The organism is Mycobacterium sp. ITM-2016-00318, assembly GCF_002968285.2.
Lineage (GTDB): Bacteria > Actinomycetota > Actinomycetes > Mycobacteriales > Mycobacteriaceae > Mycobacterium.
The window spans coordinates 4,506,351-4,526,505 of sequence record NZ_CP134400.1 but is presented as its reverse complement, the minus strand read 5'-3'; the positions used below and the strand labels follow the sequence as shown (position 1 = coordinate 4,526,505).

Annotated in this window: 23 protein-coding genes, 1 tRNA gene and 1 pseudogene; 5 read left to right on the top strand and 20 right to left on the bottom strand. The window is 66.2% G+C overall.

Annotated features, from left to right (window positions below):
* Positions 1–9: 9 nt before the first annotated feature.
* The gene (locus C6A82_RS22175; protein WP_105343234.1) at positions 10–885 is read right to left on the bottom strand and encodes a universal stress protein; all 876 of its coding nucleotides are present in this window, start codon (positions 883–885) and stop codon (positions 10–12) included.
* Positions 882–2,330: an amino acid permease gene (locus C6A82_RS22170; RefSeq protein WP_105343235.1), complete on the bottom strand. Its 1,449-nt coding sequence runs from the start codon at positions 2,328–2,330 to the stop codon at positions 882–884. Before C6A82_RS22170 ends, C6A82_RS22175 begins: the two co-directional genes overlap by 4 nt.
* 754 nt (positions 2,331–3,084) lie before the next feature.
* Here C6A82_RS22170 and C6A82_RS22165 point away from each other — a divergent pair.
* Positions 3,085–3,384, top strand: coding sequence for a hypothetical protein (locus C6A82_RS22165; RefSeq protein WP_199193658.1), 300 nt, complete (start codon positions 3,085–3,087; stop codon positions 3,382–3,384).
* 21 nt (positions 3,385–3,405) lie between these two features.
* Here C6A82_RS22165 and C6A82_RS22160 read toward each other — a convergent pair.
* Positions 3,406–3,596 (bottom strand): annotated as a pseudogene (locus C6A82_RS22160) (helix-turn-helix domain-containing protein); the annotation flags it as partial.
* A gap of 262 nt (positions 3,597–3,858) precedes the next feature.
* On the opposite strand from C6A82_RS22160, the gene C6A82_RS22155 reads away from it, so the two are divergent.
* The gene (locus C6A82_RS22155; protein ID WP_142405900.1) at positions 3,859–4,203 is read left to right on the top strand and encodes a hypothetical protein; all 345 of its coding nucleotides are present in this window, start codon (positions 3,859–3,861) and stop codon (positions 4,201–4,203) included.
* 322 nt (positions 4,204–4,525) lie between these two features.
* On the opposite strand, the gene C6A82_RS22150 is transcribed toward C6A82_RS22155, so the two are convergent.
* Positions 4,526–4,598, bottom strand: a tRNA-Arg gene (locus C6A82_RS22150).
* Between the two features lie 63 nt (positions 4,599–4,661).
* On the opposite strand from C6A82_RS22150, the gene C6A82_RS22145 reads away from it, so the two are divergent.
* Entirely contained in the window at positions 4,662–4,844 is a 183-nt protein-coding gene (locus C6A82_RS22145; protein WP_158261609.1) for a CsbD family protein, read from the top strand.
* A 181-nt stretch (positions 4,845–5,025) separates the two neighbouring features.
* On the opposite strand, the gene C6A82_RS22140 is transcribed toward C6A82_RS22145, so the two are convergent.
* Both C6A82_RS22140 and C6A82_RS22135 read right to left on the bottom strand, forming a co-directional pair.
* On the bottom strand, positions 5,026–5,256 hold the full coding sequence (locus tag C6A82_RS22140) for an ANTAR domain-containing protein (RefSeq protein ID WP_105343241.1): 231 nt from the start codon (positions 5,254–5,256) through the stop codon (positions 5,026–5,028).
* A gap of 54 nt (positions 5,257–5,310) precedes the next feature.
* Positions 5,311–6,132 (bottom strand): TIGR03621 family F420-dependent LLM class oxidoreductase, encoded by an 822-nt coding sequence (locus tag C6A82_RS22135; RefSeq protein ID WP_105343242.1) that lies wholly within the window; start codon positions 6,130–6,132, stop codon positions 5,311–5,313.
* Positions 6,133–6,314: 182 nt separating this feature from the next.
* Between C6A82_RS22135 and C6A82_RS22130 the strand changes: the two genes are divergently transcribed.
* Entirely contained in the window at positions 6,315–7,409 is a 1,095-nt protein-coding gene (locus tag C6A82_RS22130; protein ID WP_105343244.1) for a glutamate--cysteine ligase, read from the top strand.
* Between the two features lie 32 nt (positions 7,410–7,441).
* On the opposite strand, the gene C6A82_RS22125 is transcribed toward C6A82_RS22130, so the two are convergent.
* The 10 genes from C6A82_RS22125 to C6A82_RS22080 form a co-directional block, all read right to left on the bottom strand.
* A complete protein-coding gene (locus tag C6A82_RS22125) occupies positions 7,442–8,164 on the bottom strand; it encodes an anti-sigma factor (protein ID WP_105343246.1) in 723 nt (240 codons plus the stop codon).
* Positions 8,161–8,739 carry a sigma-70 family RNA polymerase sigma factor gene (locus C6A82_RS22120; RefSeq protein ID WP_304597976.1) on the bottom strand — a complete coding sequence of 193 codons (579 nt, stop codon included), beginning with the start codon at positions 8,737–8,739 and terminating at the stop codon, positions 8,161–8,163. Before C6A82_RS22120 ends, C6A82_RS22125 begins: the two co-directional genes overlap by 4 nt.
* A 2-nt stretch (positions 8,740–8,741) precedes the next feature.
* Positions 8,742–9,506: a DUF1365 domain-containing protein gene (locus C6A82_RS22115; protein WP_105343250.1), complete on the bottom strand. Its 765-nt coding sequence runs from the start codon at positions 9,504–9,506 to the stop codon at positions 8,742–8,744.
* A gap of 51 nt (positions 9,507–9,557) precedes the next feature.
* Positions 9,558–10,634, bottom strand: coding sequence for a poly-gamma-glutamate hydrolase family protein (locus C6A82_RS22110; RefSeq protein WP_311101473.1), 1,077 nt, complete (start codon positions 10,632–10,634; stop codon positions 9,558–9,560).
* Positions 10,635–10,717: 83 nt separating this feature from the next.
* The gene (locus tag C6A82_RS22105) at positions 10,718–11,179 is read right to left on the bottom strand and encodes a DUF2834 domain-containing protein (protein ID WP_105345100.1); all 462 of its coding nucleotides are present in this window, start codon (positions 11,177–11,179) and stop codon (positions 10,718–10,720) included.
* A 101-nt stretch (positions 11,180–11,280) separates the two neighbouring features.
* Complete coding sequence (locus tag C6A82_RS22100) at positions 11,281–12,507, bottom strand: Nramp family divalent metal transporter (protein ID WP_105345098.1); 1,227 nt, start codon at positions 12,505–12,507, stop codon at positions 11,281–11,283.
* A 77-nt stretch (positions 12,508–12,584) separates the two neighbouring features.
* On the bottom strand, positions 12,585–12,821 hold the full coding sequence (locus tag C6A82_RS22095; protein WP_105345097.1) for a hypothetical protein: 237 nt from the start codon (positions 12,819–12,821) through the stop codon (positions 12,585–12,587).
* A gap of 36 nt (positions 12,822–12,857) precedes the next feature.
* A complete protein-coding gene (locus C6A82_RS22090; protein ID WP_199193764.1) occupies positions 12,858–13,175 on the bottom strand; it encodes a hypothetical protein in 318 nt (105 codons plus the stop codon).
* A gap of 20 nt (positions 13,176–13,195) precedes the next feature.
* Positions 13,196–14,281, bottom strand: a complete 1,086-nt coding sequence (locus C6A82_RS22085; RefSeq protein ID WP_105345095.1) for a diacylglycerol kinase — start codon at positions 14,279–14,281, stop codon at positions 13,196–13,198.
* A gap of 13 nt (positions 14,282–14,294) precedes the next feature.
* The gene (locus tag C6A82_RS22080) at positions 14,295–15,086 is read right to left on the bottom strand and encodes an SDR family oxidoreductase (protein WP_105345093.1); all 792 of its coding nucleotides are present in this window, start codon (positions 15,084–15,086) and stop codon (positions 14,295–14,297) included.
* Between the two features lie 322 nt (positions 15,087–15,408).
* Between C6A82_RS22080 and C6A82_RS22075 the strand changes: the two genes are divergently transcribed.
* Positions 15,409–15,756 (top strand): DUF732 domain-containing protein, encoded by a 348-nt coding sequence (locus C6A82_RS22075; protein WP_158261632.1) that lies wholly within the window; start codon positions 15,409–15,411, stop codon positions 15,754–15,756.
* A 14-nt stretch (positions 15,757–15,770) separates the two neighbouring features.
* Here the strand turns inward: C6A82_RS22075 and C6A82_RS22070 are convergent, their stop codons facing one another.
* From C6A82_RS22070 to C6A82_RS22055, 4 genes are read right to left on the bottom strand one after another with little or no spacing between them, the layout of a single operon-like run.
* Positions 15,771–16,727, bottom strand: a complete 957-nt coding sequence (locus tag C6A82_RS22070; protein WP_105345090.1) for a Ku protein — start codon at positions 16,725–16,727, stop codon at positions 15,771–15,773.
* Positions 16,728–16,749: 22 nt separating this feature from the next.
* Complete coding sequence (locus C6A82_RS22065; RefSeq protein WP_105345088.1) at positions 16,750–17,718, bottom strand: carbohydrate kinase; 969 nt, start codon at positions 17,716–17,718, stop codon at positions 16,750–16,752.
* Entirely contained in the window at positions 17,715–19,139 is a 1,425-nt protein-coding gene (locus C6A82_RS22060) for a mannitol dehydrogenase family protein (RefSeq protein WP_105345087.1), read from the bottom strand. Before C6A82_RS22060 ends, C6A82_RS22065 begins: the two co-directional genes overlap by 4 nt.
* The gene (locus C6A82_RS22055) at positions 19,136–20,134 is read right to left on the bottom strand and encodes an NAD(P)-dependent alcohol dehydrogenase (protein ID WP_105345105.1); all 999 of its coding nucleotides are present in this window, start codon (positions 20,132–20,134) and stop codon (positions 19,136–19,138) included. The genes C6A82_RS22060 and C6A82_RS22055 overlap by 4 nt, the downstream gene beginning before the upstream one ends.
* Positions 20,135–20,155 lie beyond the last annotated feature (21 nt).

The window sequence follows — 20,155 nt, the reverse complement described above, 5'->3', positions numbered from 1 at the left end:
GCAGGCGCGCTAGCTTTCTGCGTCGCGAGGAACCACCAGGACCGGCACCGGGGTGTGCCGAATGATCTTGGCGGCCCGTGAGCCGAGGAAGACTCGCGCGACGGGTCCCGACTCGCTCGAGCCGATCAACAGCAGGTCCCCCTCGTGCCAGGTGATGTCGTCGAGTGCGGTTTCCCAATCGTGTCCCTGTCCGATGGCCACACCGGCGTCCGGATCCTTCATGTCGCCGAGCACCCGGCGCGCGGCAGCCTCGATGGTGGCGGTCCACTCGGCGAGCACATCGGCTGACTCGGCGCGGAACATGGCGGTCACCGGCGGCGCGGGCTGGACGGCGAACGACGCCAGCCGCATTTTCGTATGGAGCTGGTCGACGAGATCCGCCGCGGAGCGCAGTAGCGAATCGCACTGCTCGGTTCCGGTGTAGGCCACCGTGACGCGATCCACCTTGGCTGTGTCGTCGGATCGAAAACCGCGGGGCGCCAATGCAATCGGAATAGGCGAGCTGTGCAGCAGCCGATCGGCAACGCTGCTCATCGAGATGCGGCCGAACAACCCGGCAGCCGACGAACCCACCGCGATCAGGCTTGCCTGGTGCCGTTCGGCGACCTCGAGCAGGCCGGTCGGCGTCGACCGCGCCTTGACCGTCGTGAATTCGGCCGTGACATCGGCAGGCAGCTCCGCGCGGGCCTGCGCCAGCGCACCGTCGGTCATGTCATCGATCTGCTGCTGATACGCCGCGTCCTCCCTGACCACGCCGGGCAGCCAGCGCGGCGGCGCGACCGTGCACACGAGGAGATCGTCGCCACTGGAACGCGACAGCAGCGCGGCCAGGTTCAGAACCGCCTTACCCCTCCGGTTCGGGGGATAGCCGACGACGATCGTCACGGTTGGTTGTCCTCACCGGCGAGGCCGACGTGCTCGTGGCGGCCCAGATGGGAGTGGTGACGCGAGTAGAAGAAGTACCACACGAAGGCCACCGCGACCCAGATCAAGAACACGTAGATGGTGATCGGCCGCAGGCTGAAAATGATCCACAGTGCGCCGGCGATCGACAGGATCGGGGTCACCGGGAACAGCGGAACCTTGAAGCTGCGCGGCAGGTCGGGGGCGCGCTTGCGCAACACCATCACCCCGATCGAGACGGCGATGAACGCCACGAGGGTGCCGATGCTGGTCATCTCGGCCAGGAAGTTGATCGGGATCAGCCCGGCCATCAGGCCGATGACCACAGCGACGATGGCGGTGTTGTGGATCGGGGTGAGCGTGCGCGGGTTCACCCGGTGGAAGATCTCGGGGATCATCCCGTCGCGCGACATCGCGAAGAGAATTCGAGTCTGACCGTAGATCGACACCAGCGTCACGCTGAAGATGGAGATGATCGCCCCTGCGGCGAGCACTGTGCCCGGCCACGACGAGCCGACCACATCTTCGAGGATCTGCGCCAGCCCGGCCTCCTGGCCTTCGAACTTCTCGGTCGGCTGGGCCGCGACCCCGACGAGCGCGGTGAGCACGTACAGGACCGTGACGGTGCCGAGCGCGATCATGATCGCCAGCGGGAGGTTACGCCTTGGGTTCTTGGCTTCCTCACCCGCGGCGGCGACGCTGTCGAGTCCGACGAAGCTGAAGAAGATGACACCTGCCGCCGCCGAGATTCCAGCGAAGCCGAACGGGGCGAAGTTGGCCAGGTTGTCGGAATTCCAGCCCTGCACACCGATCACGATGAACATGATCAGCACGCAGATCTTGATGACCACCATGACGGCGTTGGTCTTCGCCGACTCGCTGACGCCGCGGATGAGCAGGAGCGCACACATGATGATGAGGATCACCGCGGGCAGGTTGATGATGCCGCCCTGCTCGGGAGCGTTCGAGATCGCCTCGGGGAGTTGGACGTCGAACACGTTGCCGATGAATTGGTTGAGGTACTCCGACCAGCCCACCGCGACGGCCGCGCCCGCGACGCCCCATTCGAGAAGCAGGCAGGCGCCCACGCCCATGGCGACGAACTCGCCGAGGGTCGCATAGGTGTAGGAGTATGACGACCCGGCGACCGGGACGGCGCCGGCGAGTTCGGCGTAACACACTGCGGTCAGCCCGGCGACGAGTCCGGCGATCAGGAACGAGAAGACCACCGCGGGCCCGGCCATCGGTACGGCCTGGCTGAGGATGAAGAAGATGCCGGTGCCGATCGTGCCGCCGATGCCGATCGCGGCGAGGCTCCAGAGGCCGATCGTGCGCTTGAGCTCACTCTGTCCGGTGTCGGCGCCGGTTTCGGCCGCCATCTCCTCTACCGGCTTGCGCCGCAATACCTGTTCACGAAGTGCTGGCATGAGCTCCTCCTCGGGTCATTTTGATCATGACGCTTCAGAGGCGATCCCAGCGTGGAATGGAGAAGCCGACCCTCGCGCATCTTGCGCATCTATGGTCCTCGTTGCCGAAGATCGCGGGCAGTCCAGACCCGGTCACACACCGCCCGCCGATGCCATTCCCCCAAACCGGTCTGCGGCCGATCGCACGGGGCTGTTGCTCGAGCCAGCCGAAGCGTAGCGTCGAGGCCAGGTATTGCGAGGTGGTCGGCCATCCCGCCGACTTAGGTCTCGCCGGTTCTGCAGAGCAGCCGGCGAGACTGCTTCTTCCGCCCCCATTGATGTGACTGACGGACGGACTTCGTTGGCCCCCAACAACAACGCCTGACGTGCACCCGGCAGGTTCGAACTAACCGCTGTCGCGGATGGCTAACTCGTATATGGCGGCATTTCACTTTGCGTGCAGGGCTGGAAGCTGCTGCGTGAGCGTGGGTCTGCCTAAGTACGGTGGAAGCGCCGACGAAGGTTGTCGGCGATGCTTCTGTAACCCTTACAGAACCCGAGACGCTATGCCCCTTGGGTGTCCGGGCAGCGCGGCTGGGAGCCTCCTCCCACGGTTCGATCAGAAGAAGTAGCCGACTACTGACGGCACCCGCCTTCTGCGCCCCTAACGTCGCGCTCAGCACGCGAGTTCTCGATAACGGAAATAGTGAGGGGCACTTGTTATGGCCCCCATGATGCGCGGCCAGCGATGCGCACGCGAATAGCAGTCGGGGCGGTGCTGGCGGCCAGCACCGTAGTTTTAGTCGGTCCTGCCGACGCCGCGCTTGCGGACTCCGGTGCCATTACCTCGTCCGATGGCCCTACCCAGCCGACCATTAAGAACGAATCGGCCGCCGTCATACGGGAGATTAACCTCGAAGCGAGTTTGGAGCATTACATAAGCAGCGCGGCGAAGCTGATGCGTGGCGACGTGCATGCGGATATCACGCGTTTGAGTCAACAACTTCAGAACCTCCGTGAGCAGCGCGAGGCGTGGAGGGCGCGTGTGCATCCCTGCGACGACTGTGATGACTGACATGGGCGTCGTATCTGTCCTTTGGTGTGGGGCAGCGGCGGCGCGGTGCGACCGATCCACCAGCCCCTCAAGACCCTCGGCCTCATACCGGGCCAACCACGAGTGCAGCGTCTGACGCGACACCCCCACCTTCGAAGCGACCTGCGAAATCGACAACCCATCACCGCCAACACGGCCTGATACCGCTGCGCGGCGACGCTCAACTCCCTCATCTAGGGAGTGTCAAGGATCAACCTGGAGTGAGGCGGAAACCGCCTGAAACAAACGGTTTGTTGCCTGCCGAGTTGACTGATCGGCGGGTGTGGCCGCTGTGCCCGACGAGCCGTTCGATGGGTCGCAGATCCACAGCTTGCAGTAGCCGACTACTCCATGCGCTCCGGATCCCAGTAGTCGACTACTGAATGCGGCCCGGTCGGCAGGCGTGAGGATCGGTGACGTGAGCGGTCGCGCTCGCAGCCATTGGGAGGAAAGCACATGCGAAAGAAATTGTTCGTCATCGCCGCCGCTGCGGCAGCCGTATCTGTTCCCCTTGCCGGGGTGGCATCAGCACAGCCACCATCGAACTCAGGCTCCGACGATAACGTGATAGTCGCCGGTTTGGACGTACCACCGCCGGAAGACCTGTCGACCTTGCCGCCCGGGTTCCGCATCGTCGAGCGCCACCTCGCCAACCTCGGCGAGGACGGCGAAATGACCGAAATTGAATCGATGCGGATGCAGATGTATATGGATCGCAGGGCCAAGGCGGTCGGCACGATGTCCAACATGCTTAAGAAGGCAAGCGACACGGCGGTGACCATCACCCAGAACATCAAGTAACGCGCCGCGCCCAGCGGTGACGGCTGCGGTTCGGGAGGCGCCAACCCAGACGGCATACCGACAGGTGGCACTGATGGCGGTGGCGGCAGCGACTCCTGGACGCCGGATCGGTACCTCTTGCTGTGTTGGGTGTTGGCGTTTGATCTGCCCCCCGGCGTCTTGGGATAGCCGGAGTAGGCCGCTCGCGCTCCCAATTTAGTTTCCTAGTTTGTGAAGCCAGTGAATTCTCGAGCGCGATAAACGGTGGTAGACGGCGTTTCAGTGAAGCGGGACACTTCACTAGATAGACACCTGTCACCGATGTCCCGAGACATCACAAAAGTGCCCCCGGCAGGATTCGAACCTGCGACACCGGCTTTAGGAGAGCCGTGCTCTATCCCCTGAGCTACGAGGGCGGAACGCTGGGAGCTTACCGTGGCGCCAGGTTTCTCCTGATGCGCAGCGGAAACACTGCATCCATGAGTGCAACGCGGAAAGCCAAGAACGAGTTCAACCGCATTGTCGGCCGGGCCAAGAAAGAGATCGGCGAGGCTACGGGGAACGCGCGTATGCGCGACGAGGGCCGGTCCGATCAGATGCGCGCCCGGGTACGCAAGACGGGTGAACGCGTCAAGGACAGGCTGCGCGGGCGCAGGTACTAGTTCGCAGATCGAGGTCGCTGCTCGAGCAGCGAACCTTCCTGTCCACACAACGCGACCAGTGCCACGTGGCCGCGTCTGGGCGCCCAGTCCGGATAGACGGCGCGCAGCCAGCAGGCGAAGGTGTCCGGGCAGTGCCATACGCCAATGAGAGCTCGTCGGGTGTGCGCGGCGGCGCGTTGGATCATCGCGATACCACCTCCCCCTCCAACAGAAGTCCCCACTCATAGCGGGCGGCCTCAACCGAAGGTGCATCGTCATGGCTCACGCCTTCGGCGAGTGCCACCAACGCCCGCGCGATCGCCAACGGCGTGAGCCGATGTCGCTTGGCGGCGTCGAGCAGTTCGTCCGATGCCTCATCGAGAGCGCACCGCCGCAGGGTGACCAGCACCCCGACTGCGCGATCGATCTCCATGAGAAGTTGCTATTCCCGCAATACGGGCTTTCAAACCTCGTCGCGGCGACGTGATCAGTGCAGTTCAGCAATGACTTTCGAGAACGCCTCGGCGTGCTTGTCCTGAACGATCAAGTAGCTCACGCCGTAGGTGTCGCGGTAGCCGCGAATCGTGTCGGCGATGTCCCGCGTCGACCCCGACAGCACAGCAGGCGTCGCGAGTAGTTCCTCGTCGGACATGTGCGGAAGCGCCCTGCGGGTGATCGAGAGGTCAGGGTGCCCGGACCCGTCACGCGGCAGCGCGGTGATCGCGATGTTGAACTCGAGATCGTCGAAGCGGTCACCGGCGGCACGCCGGACGAACTCGACGCGCTCGGCGAGCGGATCGGCCGCCTCGGTGATCGGCTGACCTCCGGTGAGGCCGATGATGTCGGCATGCCGCGCCGCCACGGTCAAAAGTCTGTCGCCGTTGCCCGCGATCAGCACCGGCACATCCGGCATGTGCTCGCCCATGTATTCGGTGACGTGTCCTACATATTCGACGCGCTCGCGGGCGCTCGGGTACCGCAGTTCGGCGGCCTTGAACTCGTGCTGCGCGTAACCCGCGCCAAGGCCCAACTCGAACCGCCCGCCGGAGAGGTCGCGCAGCGCCTCTACATCGCGCGCCAGCAAGGCCGGCTTGTAGAAGCACGCGTTGAGCACGAAGGTGCCCATCCGCAACCTCGTCGTCGCCGTGGCCGCGGCCATCAGCGTGGGGAAGGGGGCGGGCGCGCCGATGTGGTCGGGCAGATGCAGCACGTCGAAGCCGAGGGCTTCGGCGCGGCGGGCCTCGTCCTGCACCGACGACAGCGACTTGGCGGCGCGCAGGCCCACCCCGAACCGGAAGTCCTTGGTCATCCCGCGATCCTAGGCCGGTCGAAACACCCAATGAGATTCGATGTTTGGCAGTCGGCGGTTCGGGCAATTTAAATCCCCGCCAGACTTGTCGGCCCAGCGGACTCACCGCACAGGAGCCACCGCGCGATCCGGCCCGTCGTGAAACCCCTTCCGACGGGCCGGATCAATATTTTGGAGGCACCGTGCCCGTCAATCCCACCGTCGGTGTCGAAGAGGAGTTCCTTCTCGTCGACCGCGACACCGGTGCACCTGTCGCCCGCAACGAAGCCGTCGCCAGCCATGCCGAAGCGCGTGGGGTGAAGCTGCAGCTGGAGTTGACCAGCTGCCAGGTCGAGACGACGACCGAGGTCGCCGATACCAGCGACGAACTGCGCTCCGAACTGACCAGGCTGCGTCGCCTTGCCGCCGAGGCCGCAGAGGCGGGCGGCGCGCGGCTGCTCGCCGTCGGATTGCCGCCGACGGTGCCGCACGAGTTCCCGATCACCGACAACCCGCGCTACCGCCGCATCGCGGAGCGGTTCGGGATGATCGCCCACGAACAGGGCATCTGCGGTTGCCATGTGCACGTCGCAGTCCCCGATCGCGAGGCCGCGATTCATGTGAGCAACCGGCTGCGACCGTGGCTGCCGCTGCTCTTGGCGGTGACGGCCAACTCGGCGATCTACCGCAACACCGACACCGGCCATGCCAGCTGGCGCAGCATCCTGTGGCAGCGCTGGCCGAGCGCGGGGCCGCCGCCGCACTTCGATTCCGCCGACGAATACGACGCTGTCGTGCGGATGCTTCAGGACACCGGTGCCATGCTCGACGACGGGATGGTCTATTGGGACGTGCGCCCGTCGGCCAACTTTCCGACGATCGAGGTGCGTGTCGCCGACGTGCCCGCGACGGTGGCCGAAACGGTTCTGTTCGCGGCCCTGGTGCGGGGCGTCGTGATGACGGCGTTGGACGATGAGCGGCGAGGCGAACCGCTTGCGCCGTTGGCGCCCCACGCGCTGCGGGCGGCCTACTGGAAATCGGCTCGCGAAGGCCTCGACGGCGACGCGATCGACCTGGCCGAAAGCCACGCGTCGGTGCCCGCCATCGACCTGCTCGGCGGCCTCGTCGATCGCATCCGGTCCGCGCTGCAACAGGTCGGCGACTACGAGATGGTGCGTTCCGAACTCAGCCGCGTCGCCGAGCATGGCAACGGCGCGATGCGGCAGCGCCGCGCATGGCAGCGCGGGCACGACATCGACGACGTTCTGGCCGAGGCGGCCATCGCGACGCTGGAATAGCGACGCCCGCGCGGAATGGGCACGAAAGCTCGTCAGGCCAGCGGCAGTTCGGCGAACGCAGGGCCCGTCGGTTGGTTCGAGCCGGCGCCCGGTTCGACGGTGAAGGCCAGCGTGCGGGAGGTGCCGAGATCGGGCAGCACCGCCGTGGTCGAGGGTGCGACGGACTTCGCGTCCATCGTCCCCGCCGACTTGGGCGAGCCCTCGCCGACCAACCACATCTGATACACGGTGCCCGGCTGTGGCGGCGGAACGTTGTTCATCACCAGCACGCCCGCATCCTTCTCGTGGGAGAAGACCAGCGTCGCAGTGCCACCGGTCGGGATGGGGCCCGACACGGTCTGCACGTCGGGCGCCGCGAACACCTGCTCGGCGGTGGACACCGTCGGCGCAGGCCGCAATGCGATCCCGACCCCCAGGGCACCCAGCCCGATTGCGAGCACGGCGGCTGCGGCGAGAACTGTTGTGCGCCAGCGATTTGCGCGCTTCAGCGGAAGCTGTTGGACCGGCGGTTCGTCGTAGGCGACGGTCGCCAGCAGCCGGTCGCGCATGCTCGGGGGCGGCTCGAGGGCCGTCGCCGCGGAGATCACAGCCATCGTCTCGTGCACGGCGCGCACCTGCGCGTAGAACTCCTCGGCCACCTCGGGTGGCGCGGCGCTCACCCGGCGTTCGATCTCCGCGCGTTCGGCATCGGTGATCGAATGCAGCGCGTAGGGCGTCGCCAGCGCGACGACATCGGGACTCAGTGGTTCTGTCATGCGAGCCCCAGACATCTGCGAAGTCCGCGGATGGCGTCGCGCATCCGCGACTTGATCGTGGCGAGGTTCGCCGACAGCCGCTCCGACACCTGCACGTAGGTGAGCCCGTCGTAGTAGGCCAGCTGGATGGCTTCGCGTTGCACGTCGGTCAGCGAGCCGAGGCAGTCGGTGACCTGCTGGCGTTCGTCGGCCAGGATGACCGTTTCCGCGACGTGGTCCGCCGGCGGGTCGACGTTGGCCGACCCGTACCGGGACTCGCGCTGGCTGGCCGCCTGCTCGGCGCGCACGCGGTCCACCGCGCGCCGGTGCGCCACCGTGAGCAGCCATGCGAGCGGCGAGCCCGCGTTCGGGTCGTAGTTGGCTGCGGAACGCCACACCTGCAAATAGATGTCCTGGGTGGTCTCCTCGCTGTACCCGGGGTCGCGCAGCACGCGAGTCACGAGACCGAAAACCCGGGACCGGGTGAGGTCGTAGAAGGTGGCGAACGCGTCGACATCCCGCTGGGCCACCTGGCGCAACAGCGCAGCCAGATCGGTGGTCACGAGGGGTAGCCTAACCACCCGGGCGGGCGCCAGGGTCACAGCTGCCCAACCGTCTGTCTTTGTCTTTCGGGAACGACCGACTCCGGGAGCACCGGAACTCCTCTCAGTCGCAGCGTCAATCCCTGCGCCCACATACCGACTTTCGCCATCAACGGCGCCAGTGGAGCCACCATCTGCAACCGCACGAGTTGGGCGGCGGTGGCCGGCAGCCGGGTACCGCGCAGCGTCGCGACGAAGGCCGGCTGGTCGTCGCGGTGCAGTGAGATCGTCACATCCAGCTCTGCCTCGGGTCGGGGCGCCCGGACGAGATAGTGACCGCCCTCGCCGTTGAAGGGCGAGGCGTAGAGCCGCTTCTGCACGATCGTCGGCTCGCCGGAGTCGGGCGGTAGCAGATAGGTGTGTTGGCCCCCGCGTGGGCTGTGCACCTCGGCGAGGACGTGGCGGAGTACACCATTGGCGTCGTGGCACCAGTACAGGCTCAGCGGGTTGTAGACCAACCCGAGCACCCTCGGCTGTAGCAGCGCCGTGATGGTGCCGCCGGGCAGTTCGATGTCGCGCGACGCGAGGAAGCGGTCGATGCGCTGGCGAAGCGTGTCGCCCGGTTCGCCGTCGAAGTGGTCGACAGCCTCGAAACGGGCGAAGGACTTCAACCACTGCGGCACCTCTGGTAGTGCGTCGACGTCGACATACCAGCTGTAGCTGCGATGCTCGAAATAGTGGTGAACCGGAGCTCGACGTAGGTGGGTGATCCGGGTTCGATAAAGCGCCGGTGCGTGGGCGCGCCAGTCCGTTCGTTGCACATCCGGTATTCGGGGCAGGCGGCCGTGCGGATGGGTCTCGGGTGTGCAGAACTACGTGGCCGTCAGCTCCCAGCTGTGGGCAGCCGCCACCAGCCCCCGGATCAGCGCAGACGTCGGTGCGGAGAGGCCGTCCTCCTGAGGCGGCGGCGCGCTTCGGTGGCTGATCCCGCGCAGCCGGGGTGAGAGCTCGAGTTGGGTGCCTCCGGCGCGGGCCCGGTTGACCGGGTTGTCCGGATGCAGGCCGTGCAGCTCGCGGGGCATCGCGTCGAGATCGGTGACGACGGTGTAGCCGGCAACGTCGAAGTGGCAGGCGACGTGCTCGGCAAGTGCCCGGTTGCCGCCTCCGGCGAGCAGTTGGGTGCTGCGGCCCAACCGGCCGTAGCCGTGTAGCGAGACGATCACCTCGACGTGCTCGAGGAACTCGGCGAGCCGCTCGGACTCCTCGGCCACGTAGAGCCTCGACGGCAGGTGGTGCGGGTAGTCCGCGGGATGACGCAGCAGATACACCGATGCGCCCGCCGCGTCTGCGGCCCGTTCGGCGATGACGTCGGTCATCTGCTCCAACCCGCCGCCGTGGATCGCCATGAAGCCGAATCGCGAGCGCAGTGTGCTCTCCTCGCGCACCGCCGGATCAGCCAGTAGCTCTGAAAGCGATTGCGGCGCACCGGCACCCGCGTTGTCTTTCGGGACCGGCCACTGCGACGGATCCCACCGGCGGAGGAACTCGACCCAGCGGTGCGGCAGCCCGTGGTGCTGCGCTCCGTCGATGATTCGCTCGAGATAGCCCGGCCGAGGAGGGCCGGGATCGACGCGATGATCGATGTAGACCCACGCCTGAGACGGCCCCGTTTCGGTGTGCACGGTGAGCCGGTCGCGGCGATACCGCACCGGTACGCCCTCTGCGCTGTCCAAGGTGGCGAGGTCGTGGTCGTCGAGTTGCCACACCACACCATGAACCTGCGACCCGTCGAACGGTTCGACCGTCGCGACGCCCCGCTCGTTGATCAGCCAATCGTGGTCGGCCAGCGTCGCAGGCCGGGGGTCAGCGGCGTTCGGGCAGCGCCGCGCCATCTGGTCGACGCACAGGTTGGACCCGTACGCGAAGTAGGTGTGGCCTCCGGCAAGCATTCATCCCAGGATATAGGGCCTTACGCGGACGTCCCGCCGCAGCGCGTCAGCCCGCGACGTGCGCGGGCAACAACTAAGCCGGCTCAGCCGAGGTCTATCCAGATAGTCAACAGCGCGGTCAAAATCGCCACCACCGCCAGCAGGACCGTGTCTATTGCGCGAAGGCCGGACGTATCGGACTTGTTGACCTGTAGTTCGCGTGCGATCAGAAAGGCGGGAAACGCCGCACTGATCGCAACGGCGTATGACGCCGCGACATATAGCCACACGAACTTGATGCCCTGCTTGCGGGCCTCCACCACCATGAAGATCACAGCGGCAAGGCCGAACAGCATCAGGTCGGAAGTGAGCGCCCGGGACGCGGGCAACATCCGGGCGTCTTGCCAGAAAGCGAGTAGCGACCCGGCGCCCTTGTCCGAGTACGGCAGCATCTGACTGAACGTCGCGATGAGCGCGACCACAGCGATAGCGCCGTAGACGGCACAGAGAAGTTTTCGCGAAGTAGGCATGGATGAGGCGCGGTTGGCCTGGTCGACCGTTGTCATGTCGGCACGATAACCAGCGCATCCACGCGCCGAGCGATTTCTACAGTCCTGCCCGTGACCGGCCATGGCCACTATCCGGACACGTTCAAAACGGTTTTCGGCTAGCCGCGGACGGTCAGGTAGATCAGCACCACGTTGAGGCCGATGATCAGCGCCGCGACGACCCAGCCGAGCAGCGTGGTGATTCGGTGGTTGGTGTCGTCGCCCATCAGCGCCCGGTCGCCGGTCAGGCGTATCAGCGGAATCAAGGCGAACGGTATCCCGAACGACAGCACGACCTGCGAGATGACCAGTGCGCGGCTGGGATCGACGCCGATCGCAAGGATCACCAGCGCCGGTATCAGCGTCACCAGGCGGCGCACCAGCAGCGGATAGGTGCGGTGCAGCAGGCCCTGCATGATCATCGCCCCCGCGTAGGCGCCGACCGATGTCGACGCCAGACCCGAAGCCAGCAGACCGATGGCGAAGAACAGCGCGACGGTGGGCCCGAGCGTGTCGCGAACGGCCGAGTGCGCACCTTCGATGGAGTCGGTGTCGTCCCGGCCCTGCAGGTTGGTCGCGGCGACGAGCACCATCGAGAGGTTCACCGTGCCCGCGACCAGCATCGCCAACCCGACGTCGATGCGTGTCACCCGGAGCAATAACCGGCGCCGTGGCCCGGGTTCGGGGTGGCCGTGCCGGTCGCGGGCGAGGCCGGAATGCAGGTACACCGCGTGCGGCATCACCGTCGCGCCCAACATCGCGGTGGCAAGCAGGACGCTCTCGGCGCCCTGGAAGCGTGGAACCAATCCTTCTGCGGCGTCCGCCAGCGGCGGCGGTTCGACGAACAGGCTGGTCAGAAATCCGATCGCGATGACGAGCAGCAGGCCGCTGATCACCCGCTCGAACACCCGTTGACCGCGGCGGTTCTGCAGGGCCAGCAGCAGCAGCGACACCGCGCCGGTGATGATGCCGCCGACAAGAAGCGGAAGCTCGAACAAGAGGTTCAGCGCGATCGCGCCGCCGACCACTTCGGCGAGATCGGTTGCCATGGCGACCATTTCGGCCTGCAACCAGTAGCCGATGCGAGTGGGGGTCCGGGTGTGGTCGGCGACGGCTTCCGGCAGCGTCCGTCCGCTGACGAGTCCGAGTTTGGCCGACAGATACTGCACCAGTCCCGCCATCGCGTTGGCCAGGAAGATGACCCAGACAAGAAGGAAGCCGAACTGCGCCCCGGCGCTGATGTTGGCCGCGACGTTGCCCGGGTCGACGTAGGCGATTGCAGCCACGAACGCCGGGCCCAGCAACAACCAGCTTGGACGCAACCGCGTCTCGGAATCGCGCAGCAACTCACCACCCTTCTATCCGGGCCTTCGAATAGAAAAGTTAGGTTAGCCGAAACGCTGGCGCGGTCGTTAGGCCGGGGTCACCAACCGAAGCCCCACCCGCCGAAGCCGATGATCGGGAAGCCCCAATACCCGTAGTTGTTGTTGGGCGGGGGCGACGTGACGATCTGCGAGCTTCCGTTGGTTTCACACTGCGTGGTGTTGGGGCCGGTGTTGGTGCACTGCGGCGCGGCTGCAGCGACGGGTGCCACGGCGATGGCGGCCGAAACGCCCGCCGCTGCGAAAAGTATTGTCAGAGAACGAGCTTTACTGCTCATGGTTGGCCTCCTCGATGGGCCAAGAAAAGATGCGGGCTAGCGGTGGCCGCCGCCACCCATGCCGTGGGTTCCCCATGCGCCGCCGCCCATGATCAAGGCAGGACCGTAGAACTCGTCATCCCACGGGTAGGCGTAGGCAGGCACGCTAGGAGCGGTGGCATTGAGCTGTACGTTGCCCGGCGTCGCGCACTCGGTCGTCGCGGTGCCGACGTCCTGATCGCCGCCGACGGCGGTGCACTGGGGCAGGGTCGAATCGTCTGGATCGGCTGCCGCGACGGGCGCGGCAGCGACAGCAGCAGCAGCAGCGCCGGCCACTGCCATAACCGGTAACAGGTAGCGCAGGGGCATCCCCATAGGCAGCGTCCTTCGGTTGTTCAGCCCGACTCACCGCCAGCGTACAACCCATTGCCGGTAATCAGGGGCAAGTCAAGCGTCGTCCTGACACCCGGCGGAGCGGCGATGACGGCGGGGATGGCGTTGACGACTCTGGCGGCCGTCGCGACGAGACCGGCATGGTTGTGGTCGCCGTTCGGGCTACTGAGGCAGAGGTCAAGAGCGTAGGTCGGCTCACCGGTGATCTCGATGCGGTAGGACCCGCCGTCCTGGGCCGGTTGCGGCCACTCCGGGCACAGGTCGTTGCGCAGCCGGGTGACGTGTTCGAGCACGACGGCGGCCTTGCCGTCGACCATTCCGCGCACCTCGAATCGCAGCGCGGCAGCGCTGCCCTTCGCGATGTGACCGGACGCAATGTCGAAGTCCTCCGGCGCCGGCTCGCGTTCGTAGGTTTCGTTCACCTCGTCGAGCGAGATGCCGAGGCCTGCCGCGAGCTGACGGACCACCGAACCCCACGCGAGGCTCAGCACGCCCGGCTGCAACAGCATCGGAATCTCGTCGAGCGGCCTTCCGAAGCCCATTACGCCGACCATGACGTCGGCGCTGTCGTAGGTGTCGTAGTTGATGATCTCCATGCAGCGAATCTGGTCGATGCTTTGGCAGGTGCCCGCAAGGGCAAGTGGCAGAAGGTCATTCGCGAAACCTGGATCGATGCCGTTGACGAACACGCTGGCTTGGCCCGCCTCCGCGGCGTCCTCGATCGGCTCGAGCAGTTCGGCGGGAATGACCTGCCACGGATACTGCAGCAACACCGCGCTGCTGCCGACGACGTTGACGCCTGCGGCGAGGATGCGCCGGTAGTCCTCGAGCGCCTCGGGTAGCCGGTTGTCGGCCAGCGCGGTGTAGACGGCGCACTCCGGATCGGTCGCGAGGATCGCGTCGAGGTCGTTGGTCGCCTTGATGCCGGTCGAGCCGTCGAGGCCCGCTAGCTCGGCGGCGTCCTTGCCGGCCTTGGCCTCCGAGGAGACCCAGACGCCGGTCAGCTCGAACCGCGAATCGTTGATCAGCTGGACGAGCGCGGGCTTGCCGACGTTGCCGGTGCCGATCAGCGCGACACGTATGGCCATGTAGTACTTCTCCTCAGAGGTCGGGGATTGGGATATCGAGGTTCGGGTAGGTCAGCCCACCGTCGACCTCGAGTGTCTTGCCGGTCAGGAAGCTGCCCGCAGGCGACGCGAGATAGACGGCGGCGGCGGCGATGTCGAGCGGGTCGCCGAGGCGCCGCATCGGCGTCGCCTTCTCCATCGGCTCGCGCAACTCGTCGTTGGAGGCGACGATGTCGAGGGCGGAGGTGAGGATCGAGCCTGGCGCGATCGCGTTGACCCGGATCCGCGGGCACAGGTCGAGTGCGGCCAGCCGCGTGTAGTGGGCGAGCGCAGCCTTTGCGGTGCCGTAGGCCGCGAAGCCACGGGCCGAAAGGCGACCCATGGTCGACGTGATGTTGATGATGCTTCCGCCGCCGGAGTGTTCGAGCATCAGCGGTACCGCTGCCGTGGTCAGCGCGTGCGCCGTCGCGACATTGAACGTAAAGGCGTCGCGCAGATCCTTGGTTGATGTGGTCAACAGCGTGTTCGGCATGGTGCCGCCGACGTTGTTCACGACGATGTCTAGTTTGCCGAACGCCTCGATCGCGGTGCCGGCGAGCGTGGCGGTGTCCTCCGGGTGGGCGAGGTCGGCGGTGACGATGTGCGCACGCCGCCCGACGGCCTCGATCTGCTCGGCGACCTCTTCGAGTTGAGACCGAGTCCGCGATGCGATGAGCACGTCGGCACCGGCTTCGGCGAATGCCAGCGCCATCGCCGCACCGAGCCCGCGGCCCGCTCCCGTCACCACCGCGACCTGGTCGTCCAGCCGGAATCTGTCGAGAATCACGTCAGCCTCTCTTCCCTCGCCGGGCGACACCGTAACAAGGCCGGGTCCACGACGTACCGCGTTTCTGAAACACGTTCTAGTTTCTTACCAGGGTCTCAGCCGCGAGGTCTGCTCCAGGGTCGTCGATCGTCCGTGACCGCGACCGTGGTGCAGAAGTCGCGGCCGCTTGTTGTGAGCGGGGTCCAGTTGGTTAGCGAAGTTAATTTGGTCACAGGCAAACGTAAAAGCCCTGCTGACCGGGTTTTCACAACGAAATTAGTGTTAACGTTAAATAACTGCGACGGAATCCGTAGCCTTCGCATCCTGGATAGGAGCAAATCGCGTGGCCAAGCAAGCTGAAACCGCATCCGGTTCACCGCGCACGCGAGGAGCGGAGAGTGCCAGGTGGGTCACCGGGGTGTTCACCCTCGGCGCTCTGTCCGCGGTCGCGGCTACCGGCCTTGCGGCGCCCGCGGCCGCCGACGGCGGCACCTATCTGGAAGCCCTCCAACCCCGGTACACGTCGATGAGCGCGTCACAGCTGATCTCGGCGGGCAACTCGGTGTGCTCGGCCGCCGCTAGCGGTCTGCCCGCCTCCGACATTGTCCCGATGCTGGTGAAGCACTACGGCATATCCGCTTCTGCGGCCTACGAGATCACCATCACCGCGATCAACCACCTCGGCTGCTGACGCCGCGCTGATCGCTACTTCTTGGCCGCGGCCTTCTTGGCTGTCTTCTTCGCAGGCGCCTTCTTGGCGGCTTTTTTGGCCGCCTTCTTCGCGGGCGCTTTCTTGGCGGAACTCGACGTCGCCGCTTTCTTGGCGGCCGACTTCTTGGCCTGACCGTCGTCCGATGAGCTGCCGCCACCACGGCGCGCCTTCACGCTGGCTTCCAGCTTGGCAAGCAGATCCGAGACGTCCTCGGTTTCGTCGAGTTCCTTGGGCTCGGCGTCTTCGGTGGTAAAAGCTTCTCCGCCTTCGAGTTTCGCCTCGACGAGCTCCCTGAGCTGCTCCTGGTAGGTGTCCTCGAAACGTTCGGGGTGGAAGTCGTCGGTCATCGACTCGACCACCTGTCCGGCCATCTTCAACTCGGCCGGCTTGATATCGACTTCCTTGTCCAGCACGGGAAAATCGGGCTCGCGAACCTCGTCGGGCCACAGCAGCGTGTGGATAACCATCACGTCGCGCTTGCTGAAGTCCTTGACCCGCAGCGCCGCAAGCCGAGTCTTGTTGCGCAGCGCGAAGTGCACGATCGCCACTCGGTCGGTCTCGGCCAGGGTCTTGGCCAGCAGCACGTAGGACTTCGACGACTTGCCGTCGGGCTCGAGGAAGTAACTCTTGTCGTACATCAGCGGGTCGAGGTCGCCGGCGGGAACGAACTCGACGACCTCGATCTCGCGGCTACGCTCCTCGGGCAGTGTCGAGATGTCCTCGTCGGTGATCACCACCATGTGGCCGTCGTCGGATTCGAAGGCACGGGCGATGTCGCGGTACTCGACGACCTCGCCGCAGACCTCACACACCCGCTTGTAGCGGATCCGTCCGTTGTCCTTGGCGTGGACCTGGTGGAACTTCAGGTCGTGGTCTTCGGTCGCGCTGTAGACCTTGACCGGGACGTTCACCAGTCCGAACGAGATCGAGCCCTTCCAAATGGACCGCATTTCCCCAGTATTCCCTAATCAGCTAGTCACGATACGTCTGCGCGTTCGTAATCTCGGCGGCCGCCGCATCCCGCGTCGCCCGATCCGGTAGATCGGCCCCCGCCCGCGCGACTGTCAGCGCCGATGACAGCGCCGCGGTCTGCAGCGCTCGCGTCAGTGTGTCGACGGCGACGCGGCGGAGGTCCCGACGATGCCCGGCGCCGAGCAGACCCAACGACCACAGTGCGTCGATCAGCCCGGTCATGAACGCGTCTCCTGCGCCCACGGTGTCCACGACGTCGACGCGCCGCGCCTGTACGCGCGCGATCCCGGCCTCGCACAGGGCGAACGCGCCGTGCTCGCCCATAGTCACCGCGACGACCGCGGGGCCCAGGCTCAGCCATGTGGCGGCGACCTGTTCGGGTGTGCGGTTCGGGTCGATCCAGTGCAGATCCTCGTCGCTGACCTTCACCACATCCGATCTCTCGACAAGCCGGTCGATGCGGGTGCGCGCCTGCTCGTCGTCGGAGATCAGCCCGGGACGCACGTTTGGGTCGAAAGATATTGTGGCCGAGGGGTGATAAGCGTCCAGCAGAGCTGCCGTAGCGCGGCACCCCGGCTCGAGGATGGTCGCAATGGACCCGGTGTGAGCCGCCAACGGCGGCGACACCTCGGGTGTGCCCGACAACTGCCAGTCGATGTCGAAGGTGTACTGCGCCTTGCCGCTCTCGTCCAACGCTGCCAGTGCGGTGGGCGTGCGCCCGGCGGTGACGCTTCCTGCGACGAGGTCCGCGCCCGCACCCGTGACGTAGTCGGCGATGCGATGGCCGCGGGCGTCGTCGCCGATGTGGGTGAGGAAATCGACGCCGCGTCCCAGCCTCGCCAACCCGACCGCGACGTTGAGAGGGCTGCCGCCGACGTGCTCGCCGATGAGCTCACCGTCGCGCTCGACGATGTCGATCAGCGCCTCGCCGATGACGAGCGCGCGCTGCGGTGCGCCGGGCGCGCTCATGCCGACTCGTCCTTCATCAACGCCTCGAGCGTCGCCCTCGCCCCGTCGCGATGCAGCGAGTCGAGGGTCCATCGATACGCCTCGACGAGCCGGACTGACGTGGCGAGATCGCCGAATACATCAGTGTTTTCGATGAACGCCGTCGGATTGTCGCGCTGTGAGCGAGCCAGCGGAACAAGCGTGTCGGCCAACTGGTCTTGGACGTCGATCGGCTCACCCTGCTCGTCGACGCCTTCGGCGTAGCGCGCCCAGCTGGCCACCGTCGCCGCCGACAGCCGGATCGGCCCGTCGGTGGCCAGGTTCGCCCGAATCACCGGAAGTAGCCATTTCGGGATGCGGTCCGACGAGCCGAAGCAGAGCCGGACGATGGTGTCGCGCACGCCGGGGTTCGCGAACCGCTCGATCAGGGTCTGTTTGTACTCGGGGAGATCGATGCCCGGGACCGGCAGTAGTGTCGGCGTCGCCTCGGTGTCCATGTACCGCATCAGGAAGTCGGCGAAAAGCGGATCGCCCGCTGCATCGTGCACCAGCCGGTAACCGGCGAGATAGGCGAAATAGCAGAGGCTTTGGTGACTGGCGTTGAGCAGCCGCAACTTCATCAGCTCGTAGGGCCGCACATCGTCGACGAGAAGCACGTCGACGTCCTCGAACGGCGGCCTACCGTCGGAGAAGTCGTCCTCGAGCACCCACGAGGTGAACGGTTCGGCAACGACGGGCCACTGATCCTCCACTCCGAATTCGTCTTTGAGCTTCTCGATGACCTCGGGTGAGGTGGCGGGCGTGATTCGGTCGACCATCGAATTCGGGAAGCGCGTGTTGGTGGCGATCCACTCCGCGAGCCCGGGGTGCACACGCTCGGCGAAGCTGGTGAACGCCTGCCGCGCGACCTCGCCGTTGCCCTCGATGTTGTCGCACGACACGATGGTCGGTGACGCGATGTTCCTGTCGCGGCGTCGCGCCAGCGCCTCGGCCACCAGGCCGAACACGCTGACGTCGCCGGGTTCGATCGTGTCGACGTTGTAGCCGCCCTCGGTGATGGTCAGCGAGATGATGCGGGTCGTCGGCGCGGCCAGCAGCTCGATCACCGACTCCGCGTCGTCGGGGGCGTAGCGGTAGTCCACGATCGACCCGATCACCCGCGCGTCACGGCTGCCGTCCGGATTCTCGAGCACCAGCGTGTACAGACCGTCCTGAGCGTCGAGGACGTCGGCCATCTTGCGGTCCGACGGCATGACACCCACGCCGCAGATGCCCCAGTCCGTGGCGGTGCCTGCCGCCAACAGCCGGTCGACGTACATCGCCTGATGGGCCCGGTGGAAGCCGCCGACGCCGAAATGAACGATGCCAACGCCGATTTCAGCGCGATCGTAGTTCGGCTTGCTGATCGGTATCTGCGCCAGCGTCGAGCTGCACAGCTTCATGACACGGCCACCATCGTCTTGACGCTACCCGGCGTGCGGTCGGAGTCCAGGGCCTCTGCGGTCCGCTCGAGCGGGAATCGTCCGGTAACCATGGAGTCGAGATCGACTCGGCCGGACTCGACGTGCGAGATCGCCTCCGGCCATGTGTTGGCATAACGGAACACGCCGGTGAGCGTCAGTTCGCGATTTTGGATCAGCTGCGTCGGGAGCTCCATCGACTCGGCTCCCGAGCCGACCAGCACGGCCGTTCCTGCGGGCCGAAGCGCGCGGATGCCCGCAGTCACCGCGGCGTGCGCGCCGGAGGCATCGATGAACGCGTCGAAGCCGGTGCGCATCGCGTTCGCCGCGGGGTCGAGCGCGACGGTGGCGCCATTGGCCCGCGCGTGGTCACGGCGCGATTCATCCAGATCGGACACGGCGATCTCGGCTGCGCCATAGGCCCGAGCGAGCTGGACCATCACGATGCCGATGGGTCCCGCACCGGCTACGAGCAGCTTCGCCCCTTCGCCGATGCCCGCCTTGCGAAGCGCGGCGATGCCGACCGACAGCGGTTCGCACAGCGCGGCGGCATCATCGGAGACGGTGTCGGGCACCGGGTGTGCGAACGCGGCGCCTATCGTCACGTATTCGCACAGGGCCCCGTCGATTGGCGGAGTGCCGAAGAACCGCATGTGCGGACAGAGGTTGTAGTCACCGCGGCGGGTCTCCGCGCTGTCGGGATCGGGGCGCTGAGGTTCGATCGACACCCGCTGACCGATGCGCGACGGGTCCACCGACTCGCCGACACCGACGATCGTCCCGGCCGCTTCGTGGCCGAGTACCAACGGGGCGTTGACGACGAAGTCGCCGATTCGGCCGTGGCGGTAGTAGTGCGTGTCGGACCCGCAGACGCCGACCGATGAGACCCGGACCAACACATCACCCGGCGCCGGTGACGGCACAGGCCGCTGCTCCAACTCGATTCGGCCTGGTTCGACGAGGACGGCAACCCGCATCAGGGTCGGAAGTGTTGTGTA

Excerpts from the sequence above, each read along its gene's own strand:
- C6A82_RS22090 (WP_199193764.1), bottom strand. The coding sequence starts at position 13,175 with ATGGGGATGCCCCTGCGCTACCTGTTACCGGTTATGGCAGTGGCCGGC.
- C6A82_RS22105 (WP_105345100.1), bottom strand. The coding sequence starts at position 11,179 with ATGACAACGGTCGACCAGGCCAACCGCGCCTCATCCATGCCTACTTCG.
- C6A82_RS22155 (WP_142405900.1), top strand. The coding sequence starts at position 3,859 with ATGCGAAAGAAATTGTTCGTCATCGCCGCCGCTGCGGCAGCCGTATCT.
- C6A82_RS22170 (WP_105343235.1), bottom strand. The coding sequence starts at position 2,330 with ATGCCAGCACTTCGTGAACAGGTATTGCGGCGCAAGCCGGTAGAGGAG.
- C6A82_RS22085 (WP_105345095.1), bottom strand. The coding sequence starts at position 14,281 with ATGGCCATACGTGTCGCGCTGATCGGCACCGGCAACGTCGGCAAGCCC.
- C6A82_RS22095 (WP_105345097.1), bottom strand. The coding sequence starts at position 12,821 with ATGAGCAGTAAAGCTCGTTCTCTGACAATACTTTTCGCAGCGGCGGGC.
- C6A82_RS22070 (WP_105345090.1), bottom strand. The coding sequence starts at position 16,727 with ATGCGGTCCATTTGGAAGGGCTCGATCTCGTTCGGACTGGTGAACGTC.
- C6A82_RS22135 (WP_105343242.1), bottom strand. The coding sequence starts at position 6,132 with ATGACCAAGGACTTCCGGTTCGGGGTGGGCCTGCGCGCCGCCAAGTCG.
- C6A82_RS22145 (WP_158261609.1), top strand. The coding sequence starts at position 4,662 with ATGAGTGCAACGCGGAAAGCCAAGAACGAGTTCAACCGCATTGTCGGC.
- C6A82_RS22110 (WP_311101473.1), bottom strand. The coding sequence starts at position 10,634 with ATGCTTGCCGGAGGCCACACCTACTTCGCGTACGGGTCCAACCTGTGC.
- C6A82_RS22065 (WP_105345088.1), bottom strand. The coding sequence starts at position 17,718 with ATGAGCGCGCCCGGCGCACCGCAGCGCGCGCTCGTCATCGGCGAGGCG.
- C6A82_RS22125 (WP_105343246.1), bottom strand. The coding sequence starts at position 8,164 with ATGACAGAACCACTGAGTCCCGATGTCGTCGCGCTGGCGACGCCCTAC.
- C6A82_RS22140 (WP_105343241.1), bottom strand. The coding sequence starts at position 5,256 with ATGGAGATCGATCGCGCAGTCGGGGTGCTGGTCACCCTGCGGCGGTGC.
- C6A82_RS22060 (WP_105345087.1), bottom strand. The coding sequence starts at position 19,139 with ATGAAGCTGTGCAGCTCGACGCTGGCGCAGATACCGATCAGCAAGCCG.
- C6A82_RS22055 (WP_105345105.1), bottom strand. The coding sequence starts at position 20,134 with ATGCGGGTTGCCGTCCTCGTCGAACCAGGCCGAATCGAGTTGGAGCAG.